The sequence below is a fragment of the Mycobacterium sp. NGS22 genome, from assembly GCF_059813095.1.
The window spans coordinates 1-25131 of the sequence record NZ_JCALDY010000038.1; the positions used below are offsets into that span (position 1 = coordinate 1).

The window sequence follows — 25131 nt, forward strand, 5'->3', positions numbered from 1 at the left end:
GGCCAAGGGGTGGACGGGATCACCATTCCGATCGATTTCCCGGCGATCCCGATCGACCTTGTGGCGGGTGCCAACGTGGCGATCCCGGTCACCGGTTTCTTCTACCCGATCACCGTCCAACCGATCCCTCAGTTCGGCATCCCGGTCAACGCGTCGATTCAAGTGCTTTTCGTTTTCACTTTCGCTGGAACCCTCCTGTCCCCAACGATTGACCCCATCGTCATCAACCCGATCGTCCTACAGGACCTGACGGTCGGGGCGAACCTACAGATCCCCTTGGACATGACGCTGCTCGGCCGACTCAACATGACGGTGCCGGGGCTGCTCGGTATCGGGAACTCCTCCGGCTCGCTGTCGTCGGGCTACTTCAACGGCAACTCAACCGGTACTTCCGGGTTCTTCAACTCGAGCAGTCTGAGTTCGGGCTTCGCCAACGCCAACGGGGCGCTGACCTCGGGCTGGTACAACTCCGGATCGTTGCTCTCGGGCTTCCAGAATCTGGGGACCGCCATCTCCGGTGTGGCCAACACCAGCACCCTGGCCGCCAACACCGCGGCCCTGATCTCCGGCGTCGGCAACATCGGCAGCCAGGTCTCCGGCCTCTTACACGGCCAGGTGAATGCGCTGCAGGCCGCGCTGGCGGCCATCTCGCCGATCCAGGCGAGCCTCGTCACCACCACCACGTAGCACCCTTTGGCCGACCAGACGTAAAAGCCCCCATTTCGTCACGAAAATGGGGGCTTTTACGTCTGGTCGCCCGAGGGGGTGATCGGAGAACAGCACCCGATCCGCGGTGCAGAGTCGCGTGACAGACTGGATCCGTGGCTGCGCTGTCGGCGGTGGTGTTCACGCTGAGCGGGTGGCTCGGGCTGTATCTGCTGGCCCGTGACCCGCGCAAGCCGGTGCTCGTGCTGGCCTCAATCGGGTTGTGCGGCTTTGCCTTGGTGGTTGCCCTGGATGCGGTGCGGATCACGAGCGCAGCGCACGCTCACTTGCTCAGCCAGGTCGAGATTTATCTCGTGGCGGTGCCCGGCGTGGCCTGGTTCGCGGTGCTGTTGGAGTTGGCCCGTCCGACTGACCGGGCCCGGGGCCGCATCCTCGAGCTGTTGCTGGTCGGCGCCGTCGCCGTGCTGACCCTGCTGGCGGCGACGCTGGCCGGCAGCGTCGACGGCCCGCTGCGGCTCGGCCACTGGCTGATGTCCGCGGTGATCTCGCTGTCCACCCTGGGTGCGATGGCCGGCAACGTGCTTCGGCCCATCCGGCCCGCGCCCGTCACGGGGGTGGTGGTGCTCGCGACGCTGTTCTTCGCGCTGGCCAACGCGATCCTGGTCATTCCGCTGGATCTCGTGCCCAGCTGGCTGGCGCTGGCGTCGACGGGTGTCGACGTCTTGCTGCTGGGCGTCGCGGTCGCCGTATGGGACGCGTTCGACGAAGGGCAGGCCCTGCGCGCCGACATGCTGCGTTCGTTCGCCGGGTGCTCCACGGTCGCGGTGCTGTTCGGCGGCCAGGCGCTGATCGGACTGACCGTCACCCGCCACGATCCCGTCGCGCGTACCGCGTTGACCGTACTGCTGTTCTCCACCCTGGCCATCGCGATCACCGTGCAGGTGCTCGCCGACCCGCTGGCCGGGGTGTTGGACCGGCTGGCGTTCTCCCGCTCGCCGGAACTGCGGGCCGACCGCGCCGCACTGCGCAACGCCGAAGCGGCCTTGCCACTGCGCTCGAAAGACCCGCTGGACGACGTCGACGACGACACGTTCGTCCGGCTCACCCGTCGGGCGCTGGGTCACTACGGTGACCTGACGAAGCTGGTCGCCAGTCCGCTGACCGCGCTGCCCGTCATCGACGAACGACTGGCCGCCCGCGGCGCACCCGACCACCCCGTCGAGCGGGCCAACGAGCTCAAGGCGGTGCTCGCCGACGGCATTGGCCGGCTCAAACCCCGCGACGGGGGAGACTTCGGCACCACCGAGCAGTGGCGTTACTACAACTCGCTGTACTTCCCGTACGTCGTCGGTGTGCGGGCCTACGCGCAGAATGCCACCGCCGCCGGTTTGGACCCGACCGCGCGGCAAGCCTGGCAGTGGCTGGTCACCGAGGTTCCGCAACGCTCACTGCACAACTGGCAGAACGCGGCGGCTCGCCTGATCGCGGCAGACCTGCGCGGACGGGTTACTGTTTCCGCCGACTAGCCGATTGGCTCCTGCCACAACCACACTGCGGAGACACCCATGCCAGCCAAACTTCCCCCGGTCAAGGTCGTCAAGGCGATCGACACCACGCGGCATTACCTCGCTCAGTTGCACCGGCGCCTGGTGCCGCCGCCGGTCGCGATGATGGAAATGGTCACCAACATGTGGGCGGCCCAGGCCATCGTCGCAGCCGCCGAACTCGGCATCGCCGACGCGCTGGTGAGTGGCCCGTTGTCCGCCCAGGACTTGGCGTCCGCTGTAGATGCCGACGCCGACGCCCTCAGTCGACTGCTGCGTGCGCTGATCAGCCGGGGCATATTCCGGCAGCTGCGCGACGGCCGTTATGACCTCACTCCGCTGGCTGAGACGCTGCGGCGGGATGCGGACGTGCCGGTCGCGGGGTGGGCTCGATGGTTGGGATCGCGGCAGCACCGCGAACATTGGAGCCACCTCGCCGATGCGATTCGTACCGGGCGGTCGGTGATCCCCGTGCTGCGCGGCAAAACCGCGTTCGAGTACCTGGCGTCGGAGCCGGAACTCGGCGAGATCTTCAACGCGGCCATGACCAGCGGGTCCGCAATGTCCATCGGACCGGTGATCGCCGCCTACGACTTCAGCAGCTACGGCACCATCATCGACGTCGGGGGCGGTCATGGTCGGCTGCTGGCCGAGATTCTGCTTGCCACGCCGTCGGCGCGCGGGGTGTTGTTCGACCAGCCCCAGGTGGTGGCCGGCGCCGGGGCGGTGGTGGCCGAGCTCGGGGTAGGTGACCGTATCGAGGTCGTCGAGGGGTCGTTTTTCGAGTCCGTCCCGGCCGGTGGTGATGCCTACGTAATGAAGAGCGTGATCCACGACTGGCCCGACGACGACGCGGTGCGAATCCTTCGCAACGTGCGCGATGCAGCGGAGACCGGCAGTCACCTGCTGCTGGTCGAATTCGTCGTCCCCGAACACCACCGGGAATTCGCCGGTAACTGGCTAGACCTGGAAATGCTGCTCGCACTCGATGCGCGGGAGCGCAGCGCCGAAGAGTTCGAGCGCGTATTCGACCTGGCCGGCTTCCGATTGAAGCGGGTGGTCCCGACCGCCTCGCCGTTCAGTGTGCTCGAGGCGCAAGCGGTGTAACTCCGGAACGCCTCGAAATCCCTGGTCGGCGCGGTGCGTGGCAGTACTTGGCAGCGCCACGCATGGATCTGGCAGTGCATAACCGGGACCGTCAGAGGTGTCCCGCTGCACAACGTCCCAGGAGCCCAAACATGACCGCCACATCCGGAGTGACCAACCGCCCACTGTCCGACTCGAGTGACTCGCTGCTGCGTTTCGCGATGCGCGCCGACGCCACGCTGACCGGTCTGATGGGACTGGTCGTCGCCGCTGCCTCCGACGAGGTATCGAGCCTGACCGGCCTGACGTCGACCCAGGAATTCAGCATGGCTGCGTTCTTCGTGCTCTACGGCCTGACGGTGTTCGGCCTGGCCGCCTTACCGGACCTGCGTCGGGTGGGGATCGCGGTCATCGCGGCGAACCTGGTGTACACCGTGGCCGCGGTGATCTTCGCGGAGTTGGTGCCGATGACGGCGATCGGCGTCGCCGCGACCCTGGCCAGCGGCGTCTACACCTTGGCGTTCGCCGGCGTGCAATACCTGGGACTGCGCCGTCTGGCGTAGCTCCCCTCCCCGCCGAGCGGGGTCGCCACCGCCCGAGCGTTGCGGTGTGTGGCCCCGCTCCGGCCTTTTGGCGAGCAGACGCAAAAGCACCCGATTTCGTGCCGAAACGGGTGCTTTTGCGTCTGCTCGCGGTCACAGCTTGCGCAGCCGCAGCCGGTTGATCGAGTGGTCGGCGTCCTTGCGCAGCACCAGGGTGGCGCGCGGGCGGGTCGGCAGGATGTTCTCCACCAGGTTGGGCCGGTTGATCGAGCGCCAGATCTCCTTGGCGGCGACCACGGCCTGCGGATCGGACAGCGCCGAGTAGTGGTGGAAGTGTGACTCCGGGTTGGCGAAAGCGGTGCTACGCATGGCCAGGAACCGCGACACATACCACTGCTCGATGTCTTCGATCCGGGCGTCGACGTACAGCGAGAAGTCGAACAGATCCGACACCATCAGCGTGGGACCGGTCTGTAATACGTTGAGTCCCTCGAGAATCAAGATGTCGGGGTAACGCACCACTTGTTTGGCGCCGGGAATGATGTCGTAGTGCAGGTGCGAATACACCGGCGCGCACGCGTAATCCGAACCGGACTTGATCAAGGTGACGAACCGCATCAGCGCCCGGCGGTTGTAGCTTTCCGGAAATCCTTTGCGGTGCATCAGGTTTCGCCGATTGAGCTCGGCGTTGGGGTAGAGGAATCCGTCGGTGGTGACCAGGTCCACGCGAGGGTGGTGATCCCAGCGGGCCAGCAGCGCCTGCAGCACACGCGCGGTGGTCGACTTGCCGACGGCCACACTGCCGGCCACCCCGATGATGAACGGAACCGGGCGGTTCGGGCTCTGTTGCTGCTCTCCGAGGAACTCCGCGGTGGCGGCGAACAGTCGCTGCCGGGCGGCGACCTGTAGGTGAATGAGCCGGGCCAGCGGCAGGTAGACCTCTTCGACCTCCAACAGGTCGATCTGCTCGCCGAGGCCACGCAGACCGACCAGTTCCTCTTCGGTCAAAGCCAGCGGTGTCGCCATCCGAAGCGCACGCCATTGCCGTCGGTCGAACTCGACATACGGGCTCGGCTCGCTCGGCCGCGGCATTGGGCCATTTTTGCAGGAACGTCAACGAGCCGTACGGGTGGGCCGGTCAAAGCGGACTGAATGATGAAACCGCACGCTGGATAGACTGACGGCCGTGACTGCCGCACCTGACGCCCGCATTTCCTCTTCAGTTATGTCCGCTCCGCTCGCCGAGGTCGACCCCGACATCGCCGAGCTGCTGGGCAAGGAACTCGCGCGTCAACGCGACACCCTCGAGATGATCGCCTCGGAGAACTTCGTGCCGCGTTCGGTGCTCCAGGCCCAGGGCAGCGTGCTGACCAACAAGTACGCCGAGGGTCTGCCCGGGCGCCGTTACTACGGTGGTTGCGAGCACGTCGACGTGGTGGAGAACATCGCCCGCGACCGCGCCAAGGCACTGTTCGGCGCCGACTTCGCCAACGTGCAGCCGCATTCCGGTGCCCAGGCCAACGCCGCTGTGCTGCATGCGCTGATGTCCCCGGGGGAACGGCTGCTGGGCCTGGATCTGGCCAACGGCGGTCACCTGACTCACGGAATGCGGCTGAACTTCTCCGGCAAGTTGTACGAGAACGCCTTCTACGGAGTAGACCCGACCACGCACCGGGTCGACATGGACGTGGTGCGCGCTCAGGCGCTCGAGTTCCGGCCGAAGGTGATCATCGCCGGCTGGTCGGCCTACCCGCGGATCCTGGACTTCGCGGCGTTCCGTTCCATCGCCGACGAGGTCGACGCCAAGTTGTGGGTCGACATGGCGCACTTCGCCGGCCTGGTCGCCGCGGGACTGCACCCCTCGCCGGTGCCACACGCCGACGTGGTGTCCACCACCATTCACAAGACCTTGGGCGGCGGTCGCTCCGGCATGATCGTCGGCAAGCAGGAGTACGCCAAGGCCATAAACTCCGCGGTGTTCCCCGGCCAGCAGGGCGGGCCGCTGATGCACATCATCGCGGGCAAAGCGGTCGCGCTGAAGATCGCCGGAACCCCGGAATTCGCCGAGCGCCAGCAACGCACACTGTCCGGCGCGAGGATCCTGGCCGAGCGACTGCTCGCCGACGACGTCGCCAAAGCCGGCGTGTCGGTGGTCAGCGGCGGCACCGACGTTCATCTGGTGCTGGTCGACCTGCGCAACTCCCCGCTGGACGGGCAGGCTGCCGAGGACCTGCTGCACGAGGTCGGCATCACCGTCAACCGCAACGCCGTCCCCAACGACCCGCGACCGCCGATGGTGACCTCGGGTCTGCGGATCGGGACGCCCGCGCTGGCGACCCGAGGCTTCGGTGACGCCGAGTTCACCGAGGTTGCCGACGTCATCGCCACCGCGCTGGCCGCCGGCACGTCGGCCGATACGACCGGCCTGCGGGAGCGAGTGACCCGCCTGGCCAGGGAATTCCCGTTGTACGACGGCCTCGAAGGCTGGAACCTCGCCTAGGTTCGCCGAGCAGACGCAAAAGCCCCTGTTTCGTGCCGAAACAAGGGGCTTTTGCGTCTGCTCGCCAGGGCACGCGACACGCGCGCGCGGGGATTTGAAAGCATCTGTGTATGCGAGTTACAGTAACCGCATGGCACAGAAACCTGTCGCTAACGCGCTGACTCTGGAACTCGAGCCCGTCGTGGAAGCGCTGCACGCTCACCACCTCAGCACCGAGGAGCTGTGGTACGCCCACGACTACGTACCCTTCGACCGCGGCGAGAACTACGCGTTCCTCGGCGGGCGGGACTGGGACCCCTCCCAGGCGACGTTGCCCCGCCCCATCACCGACGCCTGCGAAATCCTGCTGCTGCTCAAGGACAACCTGGCCGGCCACCACCGCGAGCTCATCGAGCACTTCATCCTCGAGGACTACTGGGGTCGGTGGCTGGGCCGCTGGACGGCCGAGGAGCATCTGCACGCCATCGCGCTGCGTCAGTACCTGGTGGTCACCCGCGAAGTCGACCCGACCGCCAACGAGGAGGCGCGCGTCCAGTACGTGATGAAGGGCTACCGCGCCGACACGTACTCCCAGGTCGAGACCCTGGTCTACATGGCGTTCAGCGAACGCTCCCACGCCACCTTCTGCCGTAATCTCGCCGCGCGCATCGAGGAGCCCATCCTGGCCGGGTTGATCGACCGCATCGCCCGCGACGAGGCGCGGCACGAAGAGTTCTTCGCCAACCTGGTCACCCACCTGCTGGACTACACCCACGACGAGACGATCGCGGCGATCGCCGCGCGCGCGGCCGACTTGCAGGTGCCCGGCGCCGACATCGACACCTATCAGGACAAGCTGAAGAACGTGGCGGACGCCGGCATCTATGACGAGGCGCAGCTACAGCAGGTGATCTCCGAGCGCATCACCGCCTGGGGGCTGGCCGACGAGCCGGCGCTCAAGCAATTCGTCACGGACTGAATCGAATTCCGGCGCGCCTGCGCTGCGGGGGTACAGCCACCGGAGTAGCGTCGCCTTCGATGGCCAGCGATCTGCTCTGCTGCCAGGGCGGCACTCCCGGTTTCTGCACCGGTCATTGCACCGGTCGTTGGAAAGGCAGGACCGGCCCCGGTCCTGGTGCCGCGGCCCCCGCCGACACGCTCGAGTGGGTCCGCCCGGGCGTCTTCCGCTCGAGGAGCGCCCCGTGACCGAAACCCGGACGTACGTGCTCGACACCTCCGTACTGCTGTCCGACCCGTGGGCATGCAGCCGGTTCGCCGAGCATGAAGTGGTGGTGCCGCTGGTAGTGATCAGCGAACTGGAAGCCAAGCGCCATCACCACGAGCTGGGTTGGTTCGCGCGCCAGGCGTTGCGGTTGTTCGACGATCTCCGGTTGGAACACGGACGGCTCGATCAGCCCATTCCTGTTGGTACAGAAGGCGGTTCGCTGCACGTCGAGCTCAACCACACCGACCCGTCGGTGCTGCCCGCGGGCTTCCGGACCGACAGCAACGACTCCCGGATCCTGAGCTGCGCCGCCAACCTCGCCGCCGAGGGCAGACGAGTCACGTTGGTGAGCAAGGACATTCCGCTGCGGGTGAAGGCGGCCGCGGTGGGCTTGCCGGCCGACGAATACCACGCACAGGACGTCGTCGTGTCCGGCTGGTCGGGAATGCGTGAGATCGAGACGGCCGCCGAGGACATCGACGCGTTGTTCGCCGACGGTGAGATCGACCTGGCCGAAGCCCGGGATCTGCCGTGCCACACCGGGATTCGGCTGCTCGGCGGGAGCTCGCACGCGCTGGGCCGGGTCACTCCCGCCAAACGCGTGCAGCTGGTCCGCGGCGACCGCGAGGTCTTCGGGCTGCGCGGCCGCTCCGCCGAGCAGCGGGTCGCACTCGACCTGCTGCTCGACGAGTCGGTCGGCATCGTGTCCCTGGGCGGCAAGGCCGGAACCGGAAAGTCGGCGCTGGCGTTGTGCGCCGGACTGGAGGCCGTGCTGGAACGACGCACCCAGCGCAAGGTCGTCGTCTTCCGTCCGCTGTACGCGGTGGGCGGCCAGGAGCTGGGCTATCTGCCCGGCAGCGAGAGCGACAAGATGGGCCCGTGGGCCCAAGCGGTGTTCGACACCCTCGAGGGCCTGGCCAGCCCGGCCGTGCTGGAGGAGGTGTTATCCCGGGGGATGCTGGAGGTACTCCCGCTGACCCACATCCGGGGCCGCTCGCTGCACGACTCGTTCGTCATCGTCGACGAAGCGCAGTCGCTGGAACGCAACGTGCTGCTCACCGTGCTGTCCCGGTTGGGCACCGGTTCCCGGGTGGTGCTGACCCACGACATCGCCCAGCGCGACAACCTGCGGGTGGGCCGCCACGACGGCGTCGCGGCGGTGATCGAAAAGCTCAAAGGGCACCCGCTGTTCGCCCACATCACGCTGCTGCGCAGCGAACGCTCCCCGATCGCGGCGCTGGTCACCGAGATGCTCGAGGAGATCACCGGGCCGCACTGAGTCTGCCCGCGGGTAAACTTCCTGCGTGCCGAAACCACCCGACAACCAGGCCTGGCGCTACGGGCGCATGGTCTTCGGCGTCCTCGTGGCGGTGGCGGTCCTGGTGGTCGGCGGTCTCACCGGCCACGTCACCCGGGCCGACAACCTGAACTGTTCGGTGGTCAAATGCATCGCGCTGACCTTCGACGACGGGCCCAGCCCGTACACCGACCGGTTGCTGCAGATTCTGAACAACGACGACGCACGGGCCACCTTCTTCCTGATCGGTAACAAGGTCGCGGCCAACCCGGGCGGCGCCAAGCGGATCGCCGAGGCGGGCATGGAAATCGGCAGCCACACCTGGGAACACCCCAACATGACGACGATCCCGCCCGAGGACATCGCCAGTCAGTTCTCCCGGGCCAACGACGCGATCGCCGCGGCGACCGGCCGTCGACCCACCCTGTACCGGCCGGCCGGCGGACTGTCCAATCAGACCGTGCGCCAGACCGCCGCCAAGTTCGGCATGGCCGAGATCCTGTGGGACGTCATCCCGTTCGACTGGGCCAACGACTCCAACACCGCAGCCACCCGTCAGGTGCTGATGACCCAGATCAAGCCGGGCTCGGTGGTGTTGTTCCACGACACCTACTCGAGCACCGTGGATCTGGTGTACCAGTTCATCCCGCTGCTCAAAGCCAATGGCTACCACCTGGTGACGGTCAGCGATCTGCTGGGGTCGCGGGCGCCGGGCAGCAGCTACGGCAGCCGGGAGAACGGCCCGCCCGCAAACGACCTGCGCGAAATCCCGGCTGTCCAGATACCTGCGTTGCCCAACACTCCGTCGCCCCAGCCGATGCCGAATCTGCCGATCACCGACATCCCCGGGCAGAACTCGGGCGGACCGAACAACGGTGCTTGAGCGCAAGCGGGAACCCAAACCCGCGCTGCGGCTCTCGCTCCAGTACGCAACCGATCTGGCGCTGGCCTACCTGCTGGCCGTCGCCGACGCGGCCGCGATCATGATCCCGTTGCGCGGCCACACGCCGGGTATCGCCAGCACCGACTTCGCCGAACGCAACACCGCTTTGGTGCTGGGCCTGGTCGCGTCGGCCACCATCGGCGTCGCGGCTGTCGGTACCGTGATCATCGCCCCGACCTTGCGGTGGTATGCCGCCGGCCACGAACCGACTCCCGAGCAGCGGGATGCCGCCATGAAAATCGCCGGGCGGCAATCGATCCTGATGGCATCGGCCTACGCCGCATGCGGCGCGATCCTGATCCTGGTGAACGCGCACCGCGGAGCTGCGCTGGTCGCGCCCATCGCGTTCGGAGTGGTCATCGGCGCCGCCGCCGCCGCAGGAACCGGCCTGCTGCTGGCCCAGCGCACCCTACGGCCGATCATGGCCGTGGCCACCCGGGGAAGTGAGCCACGGCTGGCCGTTCCAGGGGTGTTCGCCCGGCTGGTGCTGCTGTGGTTTCTGGTCAGCGCGTTGCCGATCGGCGTCATCGCGGCGTTTGTCGCCTTGCGCTCCGCCGGTTGGCTCAGCGACGAATCCCGGGCGCTCGACGTACCCGTACTGGTGGTGTCGATGGCCGCGCTGATCCTGGGATTGCCGACGATGATCCTGACGTCCCGCTCGATCTCCGATCCGCTCGGGGAGATCGCCGACGCGATGGGTGAGATCGAGCACGGCCACATGGGCACCTACGTCGGGGTGTACGAACGTTCCCAGATCGGGCGCCTGCAAAGCGGCTTCAACCGGATGGTCACCGGACTCGAGGAACGCGATCGAATCCGTGACCTGTTCGGACGCCATGTCGGAACCGACGTGGCCCGTCGTGCTCTGGAAGAAGGTACGTCGCTGTCGGGCGACGTGGTGGAGGCCGCAGTGCTCTACATCGACCTGGTCGGGTCCACGCGACTCGCCGAAAGCCGTCCGCCGCAAGAGGTTGCCGAGGTTCTCAACGACTTCTTCCGCATCGTCGTCGACACCGTGGACGAACATCGGGGCCTGATCAACAAATTCGAGGGCGACGCCGCGCTGGTCATCTTCGGTGCTCCGCTGCGCACCGACGAGCCGGCGTCAGACGCGCTGGCGACGGCGCGGGCACTGGGCAGCAGGCTACGACGACTTCCGTTGGTGGACTTCGGCATCGGGGTTTCGGCGGGCCGGGTGTTCGCCGGCAACATCGGTGCGGAAAACCGGTATGAGTACACCGTGATCGGTGACGCCGTCAACGAAGCCGCACGCTTGGCCGACCTGGCCAAGACCTCCGAGCGGCGCATCCTGTGCTCGGGGGCCGCGACCGAACGCGCCGGCACCGCCGAACGCAGGCGTTGGGCCGAGTGTTATTCCACCGTGCTGCGCGGTCGCTCCGAACCCACGCGCGTCTCGGCGCCCGTCTAGCTCGCGCGCTCTCGGCCGAGGACGGAGCTACTTCTTCGAAACCTTCAGCGCGCCGATGACACTGTTGACGGTCGCCTGCGAAGCCGTATCACCGATCGGCACCGCGCCCAGGAAGATGGTCACCGGTTTGGTGTCGACGGCGATGATGGTGACCGTGTCGCCCTTCACCCCGCGGGTGGTGTCCGCGATGGTGATGTCGGCCTGTACCCGTGCTGCCTTGACCCCGCCGACCGTCGTCGACGACGTCTTCTTGCTCCCGAGCGTCGGCGAAACCTGGTTGTAGCCGGGGCCATTGGCGATGCAGTCCAGCAACTTCGACGCCTGCGCGCCGACGTCCATGCTGGACACGAAGTTCGTCACCGCGACCTCGACCTGCATCATCCATTGGCTGCCGCCGGCCACTTCCTGACCGAGGCCCACCGCGTCGATCAGGTTCGGATTCTGGTCGTCGATGTACGGCGCCCAACCCGGTGCCGCGCTGGCCGGGAACGACAGCTTCCCGGCGCTCACCGTCTCACCGGTGGGCTTGGCGCCGCCGGACACGTTCGGGGTGCAGTCGGTTGCGGTCTGTTGGCCACTGCCCGGACCGGAGGCCTCTTCGGTGGTGGTCGACGAGTTGGCCGACGACGAATCGTTTCCGCTGTTGAGCGTCATCACCAGGATGACCACCAGGATGATCACGCCGACGACGGCGATGCCGGCCACGATCAACCAGGGCAGCTTCGAGTTCCCCGGCGGGGGTCCCGGTGGGTATGGCCCGCCTTGCCAGCCGGGCTGGGTGTACTGCTGCGGTGGGTAGCCCTGGGCGCCGTACGGATCCGCGCCGTACTGACCCGGCGGCTGGTAGGCGTAGGGATCACCCTGCTGCGGTGGTGGCTGACCCGGTGGCGGGCCGCCCCAAGAGGGTTGCTGCCCATAGGGATTGGCCGCGTACGGGTCCTGGCCGTAGGGACCGCCGGGAGGCACAGTCATCGCTCAACCACTCTCATTCTCGTCGTCCGGGTCCTGCGGGCCGCCGCGCACTGGCGTCACCGTGATCATCTCAGTGACACCGGGATAACGCTCGTTCAGTCGGTGGGCTCGACCTTGGCCATCGCCAGCACGTCCAGCCGACGGTCAAGTTCCTCTTCGGACAGTTTGTCGCCGATCAGGCCGCGATCGATGACGGTCTGGCGGATGGTCTTGCGCTCCTTGAGCGCCTGCTTGGCCACCGCGGCGGCCTCCTCGTAGCCGATCGCGGAGTTCAGCGGCGTCACGATCGACGGCGAGGACTCGGCCAACTCGCGCAACCTGTCTTCGTTGGCGACCAGTCCGACGATGCAGCGCTCGGCGAACAACCTGGACACGTTGGTCAACAGCTTGAACGATTCGAGGATGTTGCGGGCCATCATCGGGATGTAGACGTTGAGTTCGAACGCGCCCGACAAGCCGCCGACCGCCACCGCCGCGTCGTTGCCGATCACCTGCGCGGCGACTTGCGTAACCGCTTCGGGCAGAACAGGATTCACCTTGCCAGGCATGATCGAGCTGCCCGGCTGCAGATCGGGCAGTTGGATCTCGGCCAGACCGGTCAGCGGACCCGACCCCATCCACCGGATGTCGTTGGCGATCTTGGTCAACGACACCGCGATGGTGCGCAGCGCACCGGACGCCTCGACCAACCCGTCCCGCGCCGCCTGCGCCTCGAAAGAGTTTGTCGCCGTCCGCAACTCGGACAAACCGGTCTTGTCCACCAGCACCGCGACCACTTTGACGCCGAAGCCGTCGGGCGCGTTGAGTCCGGTGCCGACCGCGGTGCCGCCGATGGCCAGCTCACCCAGCCGCGGCAGACACGCGCGCACCCGCTCGATGCCGGCTTCGATCTGGCGGGCGTAGCCGCTGAACTCTTGGCCCAGCGTCACCGGGACGGCGTCCATCAGGTGCGTGCGACCCGACTTCACCACCGTCTGCCACTGCAAAGCCTTGTCCGACAGCGCATCCTGCAGCACCTGCAGCGCCGGGATGAGATGGCTGACGGCGGCCTCGGTCGCTGCGATGTGGGTGGCGGTCGGGAAAGTGTCGTTGGACGACTGCGACATGTTGACGTCGTCGTTGGGGTGCACCTTCACCCCGTTCGCCGCCGCGATGCTGGCGATCACCTCGTTGGTGTTCATGTTGGAGCTGGTGCCCGACCCCGTCTGGAAGACGTCGATGGGGAACTGGTCGTCGTGCTTGCCGTCGGCGATCTCGTTGGCGGCGGCGACGATCGCCTCGGCCTTCTCCGGCGCCAGCAACCCGAGGTCCTTGTTGACCTGCGCGCAGGCGCCCTTGAGCAGGCCCAGCGCCCGGATCTGGGTGCGCTCGAGGCCGCGTCCGGAGATCGGGAAGTTCTCCACTGCGCGCTGAGTCTGCGCGCGCCACAACGCCTTTGCCGGCACCCGGACTTCACCCATGGTGTCGCGCTCGATGCGGTATTCGCCGTCTTCGGCCATGAAATTCAGATCCTCACTGAAGGGTGGTCAGGGCAGGGGATAAGCGGCGCTGGTGTCGCCGGTGAAGTCGATCGCCGAGTATTCGTTGAGCTTGGACAGCCGGTGGTAGGCCTCGATCATCCGCACGGTTCCCGACTTGGAACGCATCACGATCGACTGGGTGGTGCAGCCTCCGGGGTAGTAGCGCACACCCTTGAGCAGATCGCCGTCGGTGACCCCGGTCGCGCAGAAGAAGACGTTCTCACCGGACACCAGGTCGGTGGTGGTCAGCACCCGGTCGACATCGTGGCCGGCGTCCAGCGCCTTGCGACGCTCGGCATCGTCCTTGGGCGCCAATTGCGCCTGGATGGCTCCGCCCATGCAGCGGATCGCGGCCGCGGTGATGATGCCTTCCGGGGTGCCGCCGATGCCGGCCAGCATGTCGGTGCCCGAGCCGGGACGACACGCGGAGATCGCACCCGCGACGTCACCGTCGGTGATCAGCCGGATGCGCGCGCCGGTGTCACGGACGTCGGCGATCAACTGCGCGTGCCGTGGCCGGTCCAGGATGCACACGGTCATGTCGGCCACCGACAGCGCCTTGACCTTGGCGACCGCCCGGACGTTCTCACCGATCGGTGCGGTGATGTCCAGCACGTGCGCCGCCTCGGGTCCGACGGCGATCTTGTTCATGTAGAACACCGCCGACGGATCGAACATCGCATGACGGTCGGCCACCGCCAGCACCGAGATGGCGTTCGGCATGCCCTTGCTCATCAGTGTGGTGCCGTCGATCGGGTCGACGGCGAAGTCGCACTCCGGCCCGTCGCCGTTGCCAACGTGCTCGCCGTTGTAGAGCATCGGCGCTTCGTCCTTCTCGCCCTCGCCGATCACCACCACGCCGCGCATCGACACCGAGTTGACCAGCTGGCGGATCGCATCCACCGCCGCGCCGTCGCCGCCCTCTTTGTCGCCGCGCCCGACCCACCGGCCCGCGGCCATCGCGCCGGCTTCGGTGACCCGGACCAGTTCCATGGCCAGGTTGCGGTCCGGGGCTTCGCCGCGGGAAGGTCGCGACGGGCTCGCAACGGAGGTCGGCGACGCGCCGGATCCCTGTGCAGTCATAGCTGCGATTGTCCCAGAAGCGGAACACCCGACTGGAGCTGGGATACTCGGGGAGTGACCGCCGAGCCGCAGCCGACCCCCAAACCGGCCAAGCCGCGAGTGCTGCAGGACGGCCGCGACATGTTCTGGTCGCTGGCGCCGCTGGTGCTGGGTTGCATTCTGCTGGCGGGAATGGTCGGGATGTGTTCGATCGCGCCGGGCGGTACGAACCGGGGCACGGTCCCGTCCTACGACGCGGCGACGGCATTGCGTGCCGACGCCGCGACGCTGGGATTCCCGATTCGCATGCCGCAACTGCCGCCGGGCTGGAAACCCAATTCCGGAAGCCGCGGCGGAATCGAGGGCGGCCGCACCGACCAAGGTCAGCGGCTACACGCGGCGACCTCGACCGTGGGTTACCTCAGCCCGACGGGGATGTATCTGAGCCTGACCCAGAGCAACGCCGACGAAGACAAGCTGGTGGGTTCCATACATCCCGGCATTTACCCGACCGGAACCGTCGACGTCACCGGGACCAGCTGGGTCGTCTACCGGGGCGCCGATCAGAAAGGTGCGGTCGAGCCGGTGTGGACCACCCGCCTGGGCAGCCCGGCCGGCCCCACCCAGGTCGCGATCACCGGCGCCGGTTCCCCCGACGAATTCCGGACCCTGGCGGCCGCGGTGCAATCCGTGCAACCCCTGCCGGCACGATAGAAAGGCGCCGACGTGAGCTCACCTGAAGCAGACCTCTCCGGGTGGTCGGTGCAGCCGTTCACCGGTGCCGGCTATACCCACGACGTGTACCGCAAAGGTTCGGGTCCCGGCGTGCTGTTGATCCCGGAGATACCCGGCATCCACCCGGGCGTACTGGGGCTGGGTAATCACCTGGTGGACAACGGTTTCACGGTGGCCATTCCGTCGCTGTTCGGCGAGCCGGGACGGGCCCAGTCACCTGGCTACATCGCCGCCACGATCGGCAGGGCTTGTGTGGCAAAGGAATTCGCCGGCTTCGCCACCGACAAGCAGCGGCCGGTGTCGCTGTTCCTGCGCGCGCTGGCCCGCGATCTCAACGGCTCGACACCGGGCAGCGGGGTAGGCGTGATCGGCCAGTGCTTCACCGGCGGCTTCGCCTTGGCCGTCGCCGTCGACGACAGTGTGCTGGCCCCGGTACTCAGCCAACCTTCCGTGCCGTTTCCGTTGACCCCCAAGCAGCGCCGCGACCCCGGTCTGAGTGAAGCCGAGCTGAGCATCGTCGCCGGTCGCTGCGCCGACGAGGGCCTGTGCGCGATGGGGTTGAGGTTCAGCGAGGACATCGCGGTGCCGCGGGATCGGTTCCAGACCCTCAAGCAACGTCTGGGCGACGCGTTCGAGGTGATCGAGATCGACTCGAGTCCGGGCAACGCGCACGGTTTCAGCCGGATGGCGCACTCGGTGCTCACCGACGAGGTCCGCGAGGTCGACGGTCAGCCGGCCTACGAAGCGCGCAAGCGGGTGGTCGAGTTCCTCACCCGGCGGCTCACCTAGCGAAATATCGACATCGGATGAATCAACGCACCCTCCAGAACTTCCCGCGCGAGGTCGGCGACTTCCACCGACCGCAGCGGCAGCTGGGCCATCTCGTCCAGCGTGAACCACGCGGCGCCCAGTGACTCCTCATCCGGCACCGACTTCGGCGGACGGTCGTCGGCCGGGTGGGCCACGAAGATGACGCGCATCCGCGCGTTGCCGGGCAGCGGTGTGTGCTGAATACGCAACACCCCGTCCAGGCCGATGTCGATTCCGGCCTCCTCCCGCGTCTCCCGGTGCGCCGCAATGGCGAACGTCTCTCCCGGTTCGACGCGGCCGGCCGGGAGGTACCACAGCTGACCGTGTTTGCGTTCGCGCACCAGCAGAAACCGCCGGCCCAGTCGGACCAGCACCAGGGAGAAGTTCCAGGTCGGAATCGGTTCGCGGGCCATCAATCCGGGACCGCGGTCTGCGCTTCGTCCTTGCGGCGGCCAAACCACTTGCGCCGCACCGGCTTATCGTCAGCGGCCTGCAGTGCCGGCAGGTCCACGCCCTTGTAGACCGCCAGGTAGACGTCGATCGTGGTGACGATGATGATCATCAGCACCGGACCGATGATGATGCCCCACGGGCCGAACATCGAGATGCCGGCGAACACCGACAGCAGCATCAGCGCCGAGTTGAGCCGGGCGTCGCGCGGCACCAGGACCGGCCGCAGGAAATTGTCGATGTTGGTGACCACGATCAGGTGGAACAGGATCACGAACAGTCCGCCGCCGATGTTGCCGAAGAAGCACATACCGACGCCGAACGGAATGGTCACGATCCCGCCGCCCAGCGGGATGATCGACAACGCGGTCAGCACGATCGCGAAGATGAAGAAGCCGTGGTGAAATCCCGCGAGGTAGATGGATGCGGCGCCGGCGACGCCCTGGCAGAACGCGATCACGAACTGTCCGTTGACGGTGCCGCGCACCATCGAGCCCATCTTCTGCAGGTACAGGTCGGTGACTTCGTCGCCGAGCGGGTTGAGCTGACCGATCAGGGTCCGCATCTTTTCGCGGTGTACCAGCAGCGCGACGAACACGTACAGGAAGATGATCGCCGACGTGATGATGCCGGCCAGGCTGCCGGCCGCGTTCTGCAGGATCCCCAGTAGCCAGTGGCCCGCGTTCTGCGCGGCCGAGACCACCGTCTCGCGCAGGTTCTCCGCGGTGACCGTGACGTGTACGAACGGCACCCGGCTCAGCAGCTCGTTGACCAGATGCAGGGTCTTGTCGCCCAACGTGTTCAGGTCGGTGGTCTTCATCCACCCGGCGACCGAGTCGACCATCCGAGCGATCTGGACGATGGCCAGTGTCACCAGCAGCGCGACCGGCACGATCACGATGCCCAGCGCGGACAGCAAGGTGCAGGTGGCCGACAGTCCGGTATTCAGCCGTTTGTTGAACCATTTGTACAGCGGGGTGAACAGATACGCGCCGACGGCGGCCACCACGATCAGGACGAAATAGTTGCGCAGAAAGTAGGCGCCGAACAGCACTGCGACGAGAGTGATGATCGCCAGCGCACGTTTCTGGGTAACCGTGAACTCGGTATTCATGCCTTGGCCGGGCCACCTCCAGTCGGTGTTGAGCGCCTCGTTACCTTATCGTCGTTTCGCGGGATGCGAGGCGACTCTGCCTCTGGCCAGGAGGAACAGCATGAGTGTGATCGAGACCAGTTACGGTCCGGTGCGCGGTGCCGACCTCGACGGCCCGCCCGGCCGCGTGACCGTCTGGAAAGGCATCCGGTTCGCCCGCGAACCCGTCGGCGATCTGCGGTTTCGGGCGCCGGAGCCGCCTGAGCCGTGGACCGAGGTCGCAGATGCCACGGAGTTCGGGCCGGCCTGCCCGCAGTCGACGCTACCGAACATGAAGCTGGACTTGGGCGCCCCGCAGGGCGAGGACTGTTTGCGGCTGAACATCTGGGCGCCGGCCGGCACCGGCCCCGGGGAAGGCAAACCGGTGCTGGTGTGGCTGCACGGCGGCGCCTACGTCTTGGGCTCGGCCAGCCAGCCGCTCTACGACGGCCACACCTTGGCCGCGACCGGTGACGTGGTGGTGGTCACGGTCAACTACCGGGTCGGGGCGCTGGGGTTCTTGGACCTGTCGTCGTTCAGCACCGCGCAGCAGCGGTTCGACTCCAACATCGGCCTGCGGGACGTGCTGGCCGCACTGGCCTGGGTGCGCGACAACGTCGCGGCGTTCGGCGGCGACCCCGCCAACGTCACGTTGTTCGGTGAATCCGCCGGCGCCGGCATCGTCACCACCCTGCTCGCCAGCCCCGCGGCCGAAGGTCTGTTCGTCCGCGCGATCGCGCAGAGTTCGCCCGCCACTTCGGTTTACGACCGGGACCGGGGGCGGCGGGTGGCCGTTGCCGTCCTGGACAAACTCGGTATCTCCGAGTCCGACGGCCACCAGGTGGCGACCGCGTCGACCGAGGCGCTCATCGCGGCGACCAGTGAAGTATTCAACGAGGTGCCGGTCAGCAATCCCGGCACGCTGGCGTTCGTGCCGATCGTCGACGGCGACCTGCTGCACGATCAGCCGGTCAAGCTGGCCCAGCAGGGCCGCCTGCTTCGGGTTCCGTTGATCATCGGCACCAACAAGCACGAAGCGGCCCTGTTCCGGTTGCTGCGCTCCCCGCTGATGCCGATCACGCCACACGCGATCACCACGATGTTCAGCCAGATCGCCGCCGAGCAACCCGACCTGCAACTGCCCACCATGGAGGACTTCGGGCAGGCGTACTCGGGCCGGCAGAAGTCGCGCAGCGTCGGCATGGCCACCGACATCGGGTTCCGGATGCCGTCGGTGTGGCTGGCCGACGGCCACAGCAGGGTGGCGCCGGTGTATCTGTACCGGTTCGACTACGCGACACCGTTGTTCAAGCTGCTGATGGTCCGGGCAGCCCACGCCACCGAATTGCCTTATGTCTGGGGCACTCTGGGTGGCCCGCAGGACATGTCGCTCAAGCTCGGTGGTGCCCGGACGGCGACGGCGGTCTCTCACCGGATGCGGACCCGATGGATCAACTTCGCTGCGCACGGTGAGCCCGACGGACCGCCCGGCGAGCCGCGCTGGCCGCGTTACGGCGAGCCCGACCGCGCCTGTCTGGTGATCGACAAACGTGACACCGTCGTCAACGACGTCGACGCGCGGATCCGGGAGGCGTGGGGCGCTGAGATGGTCAGCTTCCGGTAGTCGCCTTCGAGCCCTTCTTCTTGGCCGCCTGCGCGTCGGCGTTCATCTTGTGGAACATCTCCACGTAGTACGGCAGGCATTCCTTGAGCGCCTGCTCGGTGGTGAACAGCGGCTCGTAGCCCAAGTCGCGGCGCGCCTTGGCGATCGAGAAGTAGTTGTCCAGATACAACCGTTCGACCGCATTGGGCTCGAGAAGCGGTGCGGGGAAGCCGAATCGGAAGTGCAGCCGCTGCCACCCCGTCATCACCCAGTGCACCGCCGGGCCGGAAACCCTGAGCTTGGGCCACTTCACGCCGCACGCCTCGACGACCGGGCGGGCGAACTCGAACATGTTGATCGGCTCGGCATCGTTGATGAAGTACGCCTGGCCGGGCGCGGTGCCGCCGGGCACCAGGTGCTCGGCGGCCAGGATGAAGCCGTGAATCAGGTTGTGCACGTAGGAGTTGTCTAACTTCGCCGACTTGCGGCCCACCAGCACCTTGACGTGGCCCTTGATCACGCTCTCGAAGAGCTTGCGGAACATGGTCTGGTCACCGTTGCCCCAGATGCCGCTGGGCCGAATCGAACACGTCAGGATTCCGCCGACGTCGTTCTGCGACAGCACATATCGCTCGGCGACCACTTTGGTTTCGGTGTAGAGATCGTGGAACCGGTCGGTGTAGGGCAGCGTCTCGTCGCCGTTGGCGATGTTCTTGCCGCCCATCACCACGCTGTTGGACGCGGTGTAGACGAACCGCTTGACTCCGGCGTCGCGCCCGGCCTCCAACAGGTTCTCGGTGCCGCCGACGTTGACCGAGAAGTTGCGCTGCCGGTATTCCTCGGTCACCGAGGCGCCGCCCATCAGTTCGATGATCGCCGCGGTGTGGAAGACGGTGTCGATGCCGTCGACGGCGGCTTCGCAGACGGCCTTGTCGGTGATGTCGCCCTGCAGCACTTCCAATTTCGGGTGCTGGGGCAACGGGGAGGGCGCCCGGTCGAAAGAGCGGACTTGGTATCCGCGCTCCAGCAATGTCCTGACCAGATTGGCGCCGACGAAGCCTGAGCCGCCGGTGACCAGGACGCTGCCGAGTTCGGTTGTCAGTGATGCATCACCCATCGGGGGAGCATAACTAAAACGTGTTCCAGTTCGGAACAGAAACAGGTCGGCGAATCAGTTTTGTTCGGCTTCCCCGGCGGCCAGCGCGTCCGCCACCCGCTGGCGGGCGCCAGCTAAGTGTTCTTCGCACCTTTTGGCGAGTTGCTCGCCTCTTTCCCAAAGCTTCAGCGACGCGTCGAGATCCAGACCGCCCTGCTCCAGCTGCCGCACGACTTCGACCAGTTCGTCGCGGCAATTTTCGTAGCCGAGCTGACTAACAGGTGTAGTCGTGTCGCTCTCGGAATCAGGAACCATCTCAGGATCAGAAATCATCAAAGCGTCCTTCGCTCACCGCTGCGACGGCACCGTCGGCGACCCGTACCCGCAACCTGGTACCGGCGGGTGCGTCGTCGGTGCAGCGCAGCACCTCGGCGGCTGTCGGTGTCACCACTTGGACCACGGCGTAGCCGCGAGCCAGGGTCGCCGCCGGACCCAGCGTGGACAGTCGCGCGGCCAGGTGGCCGATGCGTTCGGTCTCGCCGTGGAGCAACCGCTTGACGTCGCGGCGCAGCGCGGTGCGGGCGCGCTGCACCTCTTCGCCGCGCGTCGTCACCATGCGCAACGGGTCGGCCAACACCGGTCGGCTGCGCAACTGCGCCAGCGCGCGTTGCTCGCGGGAAACCCAGTTCCGCAGCGCCTGAGCGTTACGCCGGCGCAGGTCGTCGATCAGGCGCTGTTCGACCGCGGTGTCGGGAACCACTTTCTTGGCCGCGTCGGTGGGGGTGGCCGCGCGCAGGTCGGCGACCAGATCGCAGAGCGGATTGTCGGGCTCGTGGCCGACGGCGCTGATCACCGGTGTGCGGCAGGCCGAGATCGCCCGGCACAGCGTCTCGTCGGAGAACGGCAACAGATCCTCGACGCTGCCGCCGCCGCGGGCCAGCACGATCACGTCGACATCGGGGTGCCGGTCGAGTTCGCCGAGGGCCGCCACAATCTGCGCGACGGCGTTGACACCCTGGGTCGCCGCGTGCCGGATGGCGAACCGCACCGCGGGCCAACGCGCAGCCGCCACCGTCGTCACATCCCGTTCGGCGTGGCTTGCCCTACTGGTGATCAGGCCGATCATGTTGGGCAGGAACGGAATCGGGCGCTTCAGGCGAGGGTCGAACAGTCCCTCGGCGTCCAGCAGCCGGCGCAACCGGTCGATGCGGGCCAACAGTTCGCCGACACCTACGGCACGAATCTCGTTGAGCCGCAACGAAAAAGTGCCACGCCCGGTGTAGAAGGAGGGCTTGCCGCACACCACCACTTGAGTGCCCTCGGTCAGCTTCACCGGTGCCCGCAGCACCAGGTCGCGCGAACAGGTCACGGTCAGCGACATGTCGGCTGCCGGGTCACGCAGCACCATGAACACCGTGTTGGTGTTCGGTCGCATATTGATCTGAGCCAGTTGGCCTTCCACCCACACGGTGCCCAGCCTGTCGATCCAGCCGGCGACCCGAATGGCGACGGCGCGAACCGGGAAGGGGTTCTCGGCTGAGTTCGCGTTGGGCGCGCCGGTCACTTCGCCGACGCGCGGGTGATCCTGTTGGCGAGCAGCGTCTGGAACGGCGCGCGGGCCTTGGTGGCCTGCTCGTAGGCCAGCAGTGCCTCGAGTTCGGCGACGTCCAGCGACTGCAGCCGGGCCCGCAGTTGGGCGAGGGTCAGCTGCGGATAGTCGAGTTCGGTTGCCACCGGCGGTACCGGGGCGCCAGGGCCGGCCTGCTGGTCGTCCGGCTGCGTCCGGGACTCGACGGTCTCGGCCGGGTCGGACACCGAGTACAGCGCGAAGCGCCCCTCGGCGCGGCGGTCGCCGTCGACCCCGTCGACGGGGATGGGGGAGAACCCGCCCTGGCCGCCGCCGTCGATCACCTCCAGGTCCTCGTCGAACGTCGCCCACTCGGGTTGCTCGTCCTTGGGCGGGAACAGCGACTCCAGCGTGGTGTCGCCCTTGATGACCAACTCAGCCAGGTTCTGCTGGAAGCGCATCACCAGATGAGCCGCCTGGGAAGCCAGCGTCATCGGGTACATGAGGATCGTGCGCGGGAGCTTGATCGTCTCCTCGACGGCGACTGTCGCCGCGCCGACCAGCAGCCGAAACCCGTACGGTGCAGTAGTCATGGCTCCAAGACTGCCTCAAGCAGCGGCGAACTCCAAGCTGAGGCCGCTGAGATGGCAGGCCGGTATCGGCAGAAAGTACCCTGGACGCATGGTGCCGACTATTGACATGGGAATTCCCGGTGCCTCGAGATCGGTAGTCGACGACCCCACCGGTAAACGAGTGTTGTTGGCCGAGCCGCGTGGCTACTGCGCGGGGGTGGACCGGGCGGTCGAAACGGTGGAACGTGCGCTGGAAAAGCACGGCGCACCGGTGTACGTGCGGCACGAGATCGTGCACAACCGGCATGTGGTCGACACGCTGGCGCAAGCCGGCGCGGTGTTCGTCGAGGAGACCGACCAGGTTCCCGAAGGTGCCATCGTGGTCTTCTCCGCGCACGGCGTCGCACCGACGGTGCACGCGGCCGCCGCCGCGCGCAACTTGCAGACCATCGACGCGACCTGCCCGCTGGTCACCAAGGTGCACAACGAGGCGCGCCGGTTCGCTCGCGCCGACTACGACATCCTGCTGATCGGCCACGAGGGGCACGAGGAGGTCATCGGCACGGCCGGTGAGGCCCCCGATCACGTGCAGCTGGTCGACGGGGTCGAATCCGTCGAGCATGTCCGGGTTCGTGACGAGGACAAGGTGATCTGGCTGTCGCAGACCACGTTGTCCGTCGACGAGACGATGGAGATCGTGGAACGGCTGCGCCAGCGCTTCCCGAAGATGCAGGATCCGCCCAGCGACGACATCTGCTATGCGACGCAGAACCGCCAGGTCGCCGTCAAGGCGATGGCGCCCGAATGCGAGCTGGTGATTGTCGTCGGCTCCCGCAATTCGTCGAACTCGGTGCGGCTGGTCGAGGTGGCGCTCGGCGCCGGGTCCCGCGCGGCGTACCTGGTCGACTGGGCCGACGACATCGACCCGGCGTGGCTGGACGGGGTCACCACGGTCGGCGTCACATCCGGGGCGTCGGTTCCCGAGGTGCTGGTCCGCGGTGTGCTCGAGCGGCTGGCCGAGTACGGCTACGGCACGGTGCAACCGGTGACGACGGCCAACGAGACGCTGGTCTTCGCGTTGCCGAGGGAGATCCGCCCGGCGCGGGCGAAGAGCTAGGGACGCCGGGAGTCTCCTTATTTCAATCTCGGTGAATCAGCGCCGCCGAGCAGGTCAGGCGTCGTACTCCCACGCATCGGGCGACGGCCGCCGCGGTGCCCGCGACCGGTTGCGGCGCGGTTCGTCCCGTCGCTCGTCGCGAGGTTCGCCGCGCGAGGCCTGCCCGCGGTACCGCACCTGCGAAATCGGGTGATGAGTGGGACTGGACCCACCGGATCCCGCCGAAGCGGCGCGCCGGCCGCGCGGCTCGTAGGGCGGCTCGTACGGCGGGTACGGCTCGTAGCCACCGCGACGCTCGTGCCGGCTGCGGCGTTCGCCCCGGATGGGCGGCTCGGCCCGATCGTAGGTGTCGTACGGATCGAAGCGGCTACTGCGCGGTTCCGGACGGTCGTAGGCCCGCTCGTAGGAATTGCGGCGCGGACGCGGCTCTCGGCGCATCTCCCGCGGCGGCGGGGTGCGCGGGTCAGGGTCGTCGTCGGGGCGGCGCCGACGCGGTCGCCGGGGCGGGTCAGCGGGGTCGAAGTCGGACGGATCGGGTGCCGACGGCCGGCGTGGGGCGCGACGCGGACGCTCGCCGTCTGGCTCGGATGCCTCGTCCGCTCGGCTGTCCGGCCGGACCTGCCGGGAGCGGGTTCGGGTCGGGCGCTGCGCGGATCGGCCGCCGTTGCGCGCGGTCCGGCTGGTTCTGGCGGTCCGGCTCTTGGCGTGCGTGGGTGCCGCGTCGGCCGCGTCGACGTCGTCGCCGGAGATACCCGCAAGCAGCGAACTCACTTTGGACCGGATGCCACTGAACACCGAGGGACGCTGGGTGGCGACCTCGTCGTTGTCGCTGTCCCCGGCCTCGCCGTTCTTGCCCAGATACCAGCGAATCAGCCCGATGAAAAGCACGCCACCGGCGGTACCCAACATCAGCGGAAACCGCTCGATCAGCGGGTAACCGCAGTTGATCAGGAGGTCTTTGAACTTGTCGACCTTGCCGCCATGGAACAGCCAGTATGCCCCCGGCACCGCGCAGAACAGGATCAGCGGCGGTTGGATGACCGCGGTGAACACCGCGGCCTGCCGCACCGCCAGGACCGCGGCTACACAACCTACGATGTAGAACCCGGCGAAGACGTGGGTCAGTTCTTTGTGGCCGGAGTCGATCAGGTACCCCGCGGCGGTTGCCCCGACAGCGATGAATACCGCCCCCCACCAGGGCACGCCCGGGATGCCCGGGACGATCGAGCGATGGCTCGGTTCGACCCCTGACGTATCCCGCTGCGCTGACACATGTTGACCGTA

At 67.3% G+C, this 25131-nt stretch carries 23 protein-coding genes and 1 pseudogene; 13 read left to right on the forward strand and 11 right to left on the reverse strand.

Features of this window, described 5'->3' with window-relative positions; genetic code table 11:
* The 4 genes and pseudogenes from AC5Y47_RS23325 to AC5Y47_RS23340 all read left to right on the forward strand — a co-directional run.
* Positions 1 to 687 (forward strand): annotated as a pseudogene (locus tag AC5Y47_RS23325) (hypothetical protein); the annotation flags it as partial.
* A 134-nt stretch (positions 688 to 821) separates the two neighbouring features.
* Positions 822 to 2192, forward strand: a complete 1371-nt coding sequence (locus AC5Y47_RS23330; RefSeq protein WP_499946616.1) for a hypothetical protein — start codon at positions 822 to 824, stop codon at positions 2190 to 2192.
* Between the two features lie 39 nt (positions 2193 to 2231).
* Positions 2232 to 3317, forward strand: coding sequence for a methyltransferase (locus AC5Y47_RS23335; RefSeq protein ID WP_499946617.1), 1086 nt, complete (start codon positions 2232 to 2234; stop codon positions 3315 to 3317).
* A 131-nt stretch (positions 3318 to 3448) separates the two neighbouring features.
* Positions 3449 to 3859 (forward strand): hypothetical protein, encoded by a 411-nt coding sequence (locus tag AC5Y47_RS23340; protein WP_499946618.1) that lies wholly within the window; start codon positions 3449 to 3451, stop codon positions 3857 to 3859.
* Positions 3860 to 3991: 132 nt separating this feature from the next.
* Here AC5Y47_RS23340 and coaA read toward each other — a convergent pair whose 3' ends face one another.
* Positions 3992 to 4930: a type I pantothenate kinase gene (coaA, locus tag AC5Y47_RS23345; RefSeq protein WP_499946619.1), complete on the reverse strand. Its 939-nt coding sequence runs from the start codon at positions 4928 to 4930 to the stop codon at positions 3992 to 3994.
* 133 nt (positions 4931 to 5063) lie between these two features.
* On the opposite strand from coaA, the gene glyA reads away from it, so the two are divergent.
* From glyA to AC5Y47_RS23370, 5 genes are all read left to right on the forward strand, one after another.
* Positions 5064 to 6338 carry a serine hydroxymethyltransferase gene (gene glyA, locus AC5Y47_RS23350; protein ID WP_499946620.1) on the forward strand — a complete coding sequence of 425 codons (1275 nt, stop codon included), beginning with the start codon at positions 5064 to 5066 and terminating at the stop codon, positions 6336 to 6338.
* A gap of 130 nt (positions 6339 to 6468) precedes the next feature.
* Positions 6469 to 7296, forward strand: a complete 828-nt coding sequence (locus tag AC5Y47_RS23355) for an acyl-ACP desaturase (RefSeq protein ID WP_499946621.1) — start codon at positions 6469 to 6471, stop codon at positions 7294 to 7296.
* A 223-nt stretch (positions 7297 to 7519) separates the two neighbouring features.
* Positions 7520 to 8821, forward strand: a complete 1302-nt coding sequence (gene phoH2 / locus AC5Y47_RS23360; protein ID WP_499946622.1) for an RNA 5'-3' helicase PhoH2 — start codon at positions 7520 to 7522, stop codon at positions 8819 to 8821.
* 25 nt (positions 8822 to 8846) lie between these two features.
* Positions 8847 to 9722, forward strand: a complete 876-nt coding sequence (locus AC5Y47_RS23365) for a polysaccharide deacetylase family protein (RefSeq protein WP_499946623.1) — start codon at positions 8847 to 8849, stop codon at positions 9720 to 9722.
* A 55-nt stretch (positions 9723 to 9777) separates the two neighbouring features.
* Positions 9778 to 11211, forward strand: coding sequence for an adenylate/guanylate cyclase domain-containing protein (locus tag AC5Y47_RS23370; protein WP_499946652.1), 1434 nt, complete (start codon positions 9778 to 9780; stop codon positions 11209 to 11211).
* Between the two features lie 27 nt (positions 11212 to 11238).
* Here AC5Y47_RS23370 and AC5Y47_RS23375 read toward each other — a convergent pair whose 3' ends face one another.
* The 3 genes from AC5Y47_RS23375 to glpX all read right to left on the reverse strand — a co-directional run bounded on the left by AC5Y47_RS23375 (position 11239) and on the right by glpX (position 14786).
* Entirely contained in the window at positions 11239 to 12183 is a 945-nt protein-coding gene (locus AC5Y47_RS23375; protein ID WP_499946624.1) for a hypothetical protein, read from the reverse strand.
* A gap of 95 nt (positions 12184 to 12278) precedes the next feature.
* On the reverse strand, positions 12279 to 13682 hold the full coding sequence (locus AC5Y47_RS23380; RefSeq protein ID WP_499946625.1) for a class II fumarate hydratase: 1404 nt from the start codon (positions 13680 to 13682) through the stop codon (positions 12279 to 12281).
* A 27-nt stretch (positions 13683 to 13709) separates the two neighbouring features.
* A complete protein-coding gene (glpX, locus tag AC5Y47_RS23385; protein WP_499946626.1) occupies positions 13710 to 14786 on the reverse strand; it encodes a class II fructose-bisphosphatase in 1077 nt (358 codons plus the stop codon).
* A gap of 54 nt (positions 14787 to 14840) precedes the next feature.
* Between glpX and AC5Y47_RS23390 the strand changes: the two genes are divergently transcribed.
* Both AC5Y47_RS23390 and AC5Y47_RS23395 read left to right on the forward strand, forming a co-directional pair.
* Entirely contained in the window at positions 14841 to 15479 is a 639-nt protein-coding gene (locus AC5Y47_RS23390; protein ID WP_499946627.1) for a DUF4245 domain-containing protein, read from the forward strand.
* A gap of 12 nt (positions 15480 to 15491) precedes the next feature.
* Complete coding sequence (locus AC5Y47_RS23395; RefSeq protein ID WP_499946628.1) at positions 15492 to 16289, forward strand: dienelactone hydrolase family protein; 798 nt, start codon at positions 15492 to 15494, stop codon at positions 16287 to 16289.
* On the opposite strand, the gene AC5Y47_RS23400 is transcribed toward AC5Y47_RS23395, so the two are convergent.
* Positions 16286 to 16723 carry an NUDIX domain-containing protein gene (locus AC5Y47_RS23400; protein ID WP_499946629.1) on the reverse strand — a complete coding sequence of 146 codons (438 nt, stop codon included), beginning with the start codon at positions 16721 to 16723 and terminating at the stop codon, positions 16286 to 16288. The two genes, AC5Y47_RS23395 and AC5Y47_RS23400, sit on opposite strands and share 4 nt — an antisense overlap.
* A complete protein-coding gene (locus AC5Y47_RS23405) occupies positions 16723 to 17874 on the reverse strand; it encodes an AI-2E family transporter (RefSeq protein WP_499946630.1) in 1152 nt (383 codons plus the stop codon). The genes AC5Y47_RS23400 and AC5Y47_RS23405 overlap by 1 nt, the downstream gene beginning before the upstream one ends.
* 100 nt (positions 17875 to 17974) lie before the next feature.
* On the opposite strand from AC5Y47_RS23405, the gene AC5Y47_RS23410 reads away from it, so the two are divergent.
* Positions 17975 to 19516 (forward strand): carboxylesterase/lipase family protein, encoded by a 1542-nt coding sequence (locus AC5Y47_RS23410; protein WP_499946631.1) that lies wholly within the window; start codon positions 17975 to 17977, stop codon positions 19514 to 19516.
* Here AC5Y47_RS23410 and AC5Y47_RS23415 read toward each other — a convergent pair.
* From AC5Y47_RS23415 to AC5Y47_RS23430, 4 genes are read right to left on the reverse strand one after another with little or no spacing between them, the layout of a single operon-like run.
* Complete coding sequence (locus tag AC5Y47_RS23415; RefSeq protein ID WP_499946632.1) at positions 19503 to 20612, reverse strand: 3-beta-hydroxysteroid dehydrogenase; 1110 nt, start codon at positions 20610 to 20612, stop codon at positions 19503 to 19505. The genes AC5Y47_RS23410 and AC5Y47_RS23415 overlap by 14 nt on opposite strands.
* Positions 20613 to 20666: 54 nt before the next feature.
* Positions 20667 to 20924, reverse strand: coding sequence for an exodeoxyribonuclease VII small subunit (locus AC5Y47_RS23420; protein WP_499946633.1), 258 nt, complete (start codon positions 20922 to 20924; stop codon positions 20667 to 20669).
* On the reverse strand, positions 20914 to 22155 hold the full coding sequence (gene xseA, locus AC5Y47_RS23425; RefSeq protein WP_499946634.1) for an exodeoxyribonuclease VII large subunit: 1242 nt from the start codon (positions 22153 to 22155) through the stop codon (positions 20914 to 20916). The genes AC5Y47_RS23420 and xseA overlap by 11 nt, the downstream gene beginning before the upstream one ends.
* The gene (locus AC5Y47_RS23430) at positions 22152 to 22751 is read right to left on the reverse strand and encodes a lipid droplet-associated protein (protein ID WP_499946635.1); all 600 of its coding nucleotides are present in this window, start codon (positions 22749 to 22751) and stop codon (positions 22152 to 22154) included. The genes xseA and AC5Y47_RS23430 overlap by 4 nt, the downstream gene beginning before the upstream one ends.
* 88 nt (positions 22752 to 22839) lie before the next feature.
* Between AC5Y47_RS23430 and AC5Y47_RS23435 the strand changes: the two genes are divergently transcribed.
* Entirely contained in the window at positions 22840 to 23847 is a 1008-nt protein-coding gene (locus AC5Y47_RS23435) for a 4-hydroxy-3-methylbut-2-enyl diphosphate reductase (RefSeq protein WP_499946636.1), read from the forward strand.
* Positions 23848 to 23901: 54 nt separating this feature from the next.
* Here AC5Y47_RS23435 and AC5Y47_RS23440 read toward each other — a convergent pair whose 3' ends face one another.
* A complete protein-coding gene (locus tag AC5Y47_RS23440) occupies positions 23902 to 25119 on the reverse strand; it encodes a DUF6542 domain-containing protein (protein WP_499946637.1) in 1218 nt (405 codons plus the stop codon).
* Between the last annotated feature and the right edge of the window lie 12 nt (positions 25120 to 25131).

Excerpts from the sequence above, each read along its gene's own strand:
- AC5Y47_RS23335 (WP_499946617.1), top strand. The coding sequence starts at position 2,232 with ATGCCAGCCAAACTTCCCCCGGTCAAGGTCGTCAAGGCGATCGACACC.
- AC5Y47_RS23340 (WP_499946618.1), top strand. The coding sequence starts at position 3,449 with ATGACCGCCACATCCGGAGTGACCAACCGCCCACTGTCCGACTCGAGT.
- coaA (WP_499946619.1), bottom strand. The coding sequence starts at position 4,930 with ATGCCGCGGCCGAGCGAGCCGAGCCCGTATGTCGAGTTCGACCGACGG.
- glyA (WP_499946620.1), top strand. The coding sequence starts at position 5,064 with ATGTCCGCTCCGCTCGCCGAGGTCGACCCCGACATCGCCGAGCTGCTG.
- AC5Y47_RS23355 (WP_499946621.1), top strand. The coding sequence starts at position 6,469 with ATGGCACAGAAACCTGTCGCTAACGCGCTGACTCTGGAACTCGAGCCC.
- AC5Y47_RS23375 (WP_499946624.1), bottom strand. The coding sequence starts at position 12,183 with ATGACTGTGCCTCCCGGCGGTCCCTACGGCCAGGACCCGTACGCGGCC.
- AC5Y47_RS23380 (WP_499946625.1), bottom strand. The coding sequence starts at position 13,682 with ATGGCCGAAGACGGCGAATACCGCATCGAGCGCGACACCATGGGTGAA.
- glpX (WP_499946626.1), bottom strand. The coding sequence starts at position 14,786 with ATGACTGCACAGGGATCCGGCGCGTCGCCGACCTCCGTTGCGAGCCCG.
- AC5Y47_RS23400 (WP_499946629.1), bottom strand. The coding sequence starts at position 16,723 with ATGGCCCGCGAACCGATTCCGACCTGGAACTTCTCCCTGGTGCTGGTC.
- AC5Y47_RS23405 (WP_499946630.1), bottom strand. The coding sequence starts at position 17,874 with ATGAATACCGAGTTCACGGTTACCCAGAAACGTGCGCTGGCGATCATC.
- AC5Y47_RS23410 (WP_499946631.1), top strand. The coding sequence starts at position 17,975 with ATGAGTGTGATCGAGACCAGTTACGGTCCGGTGCGCGGTGCCGACCTC.
- AC5Y47_RS23415 (WP_499946632.1), bottom strand. The coding sequence starts at position 20,612 with ATGGGTGATGCATCACTGACAACCGAACTCGGCAGCGTCCTGGTCACC.
- AC5Y47_RS23420 (WP_499946633.1), bottom strand. The coding sequence starts at position 20,924 with ATGATTTCTGATCCTGAGATGGTTCCTGATTCCGAGAGCGACACGACT.
- AC5Y47_RS23430 (WP_499946635.1), bottom strand. The coding sequence starts at position 22,751 with ATGACTACTGCACCGTACGGGTTTCGGCTGCTGGTCGGCGCGGCGACA.
- AC5Y47_RS23435 (WP_499946636.1), top strand. The coding sequence starts at position 22,840 with ATGGTGCCGACTATTGACATGGGAATTCCCGGTGCCTCGAGATCGGTA.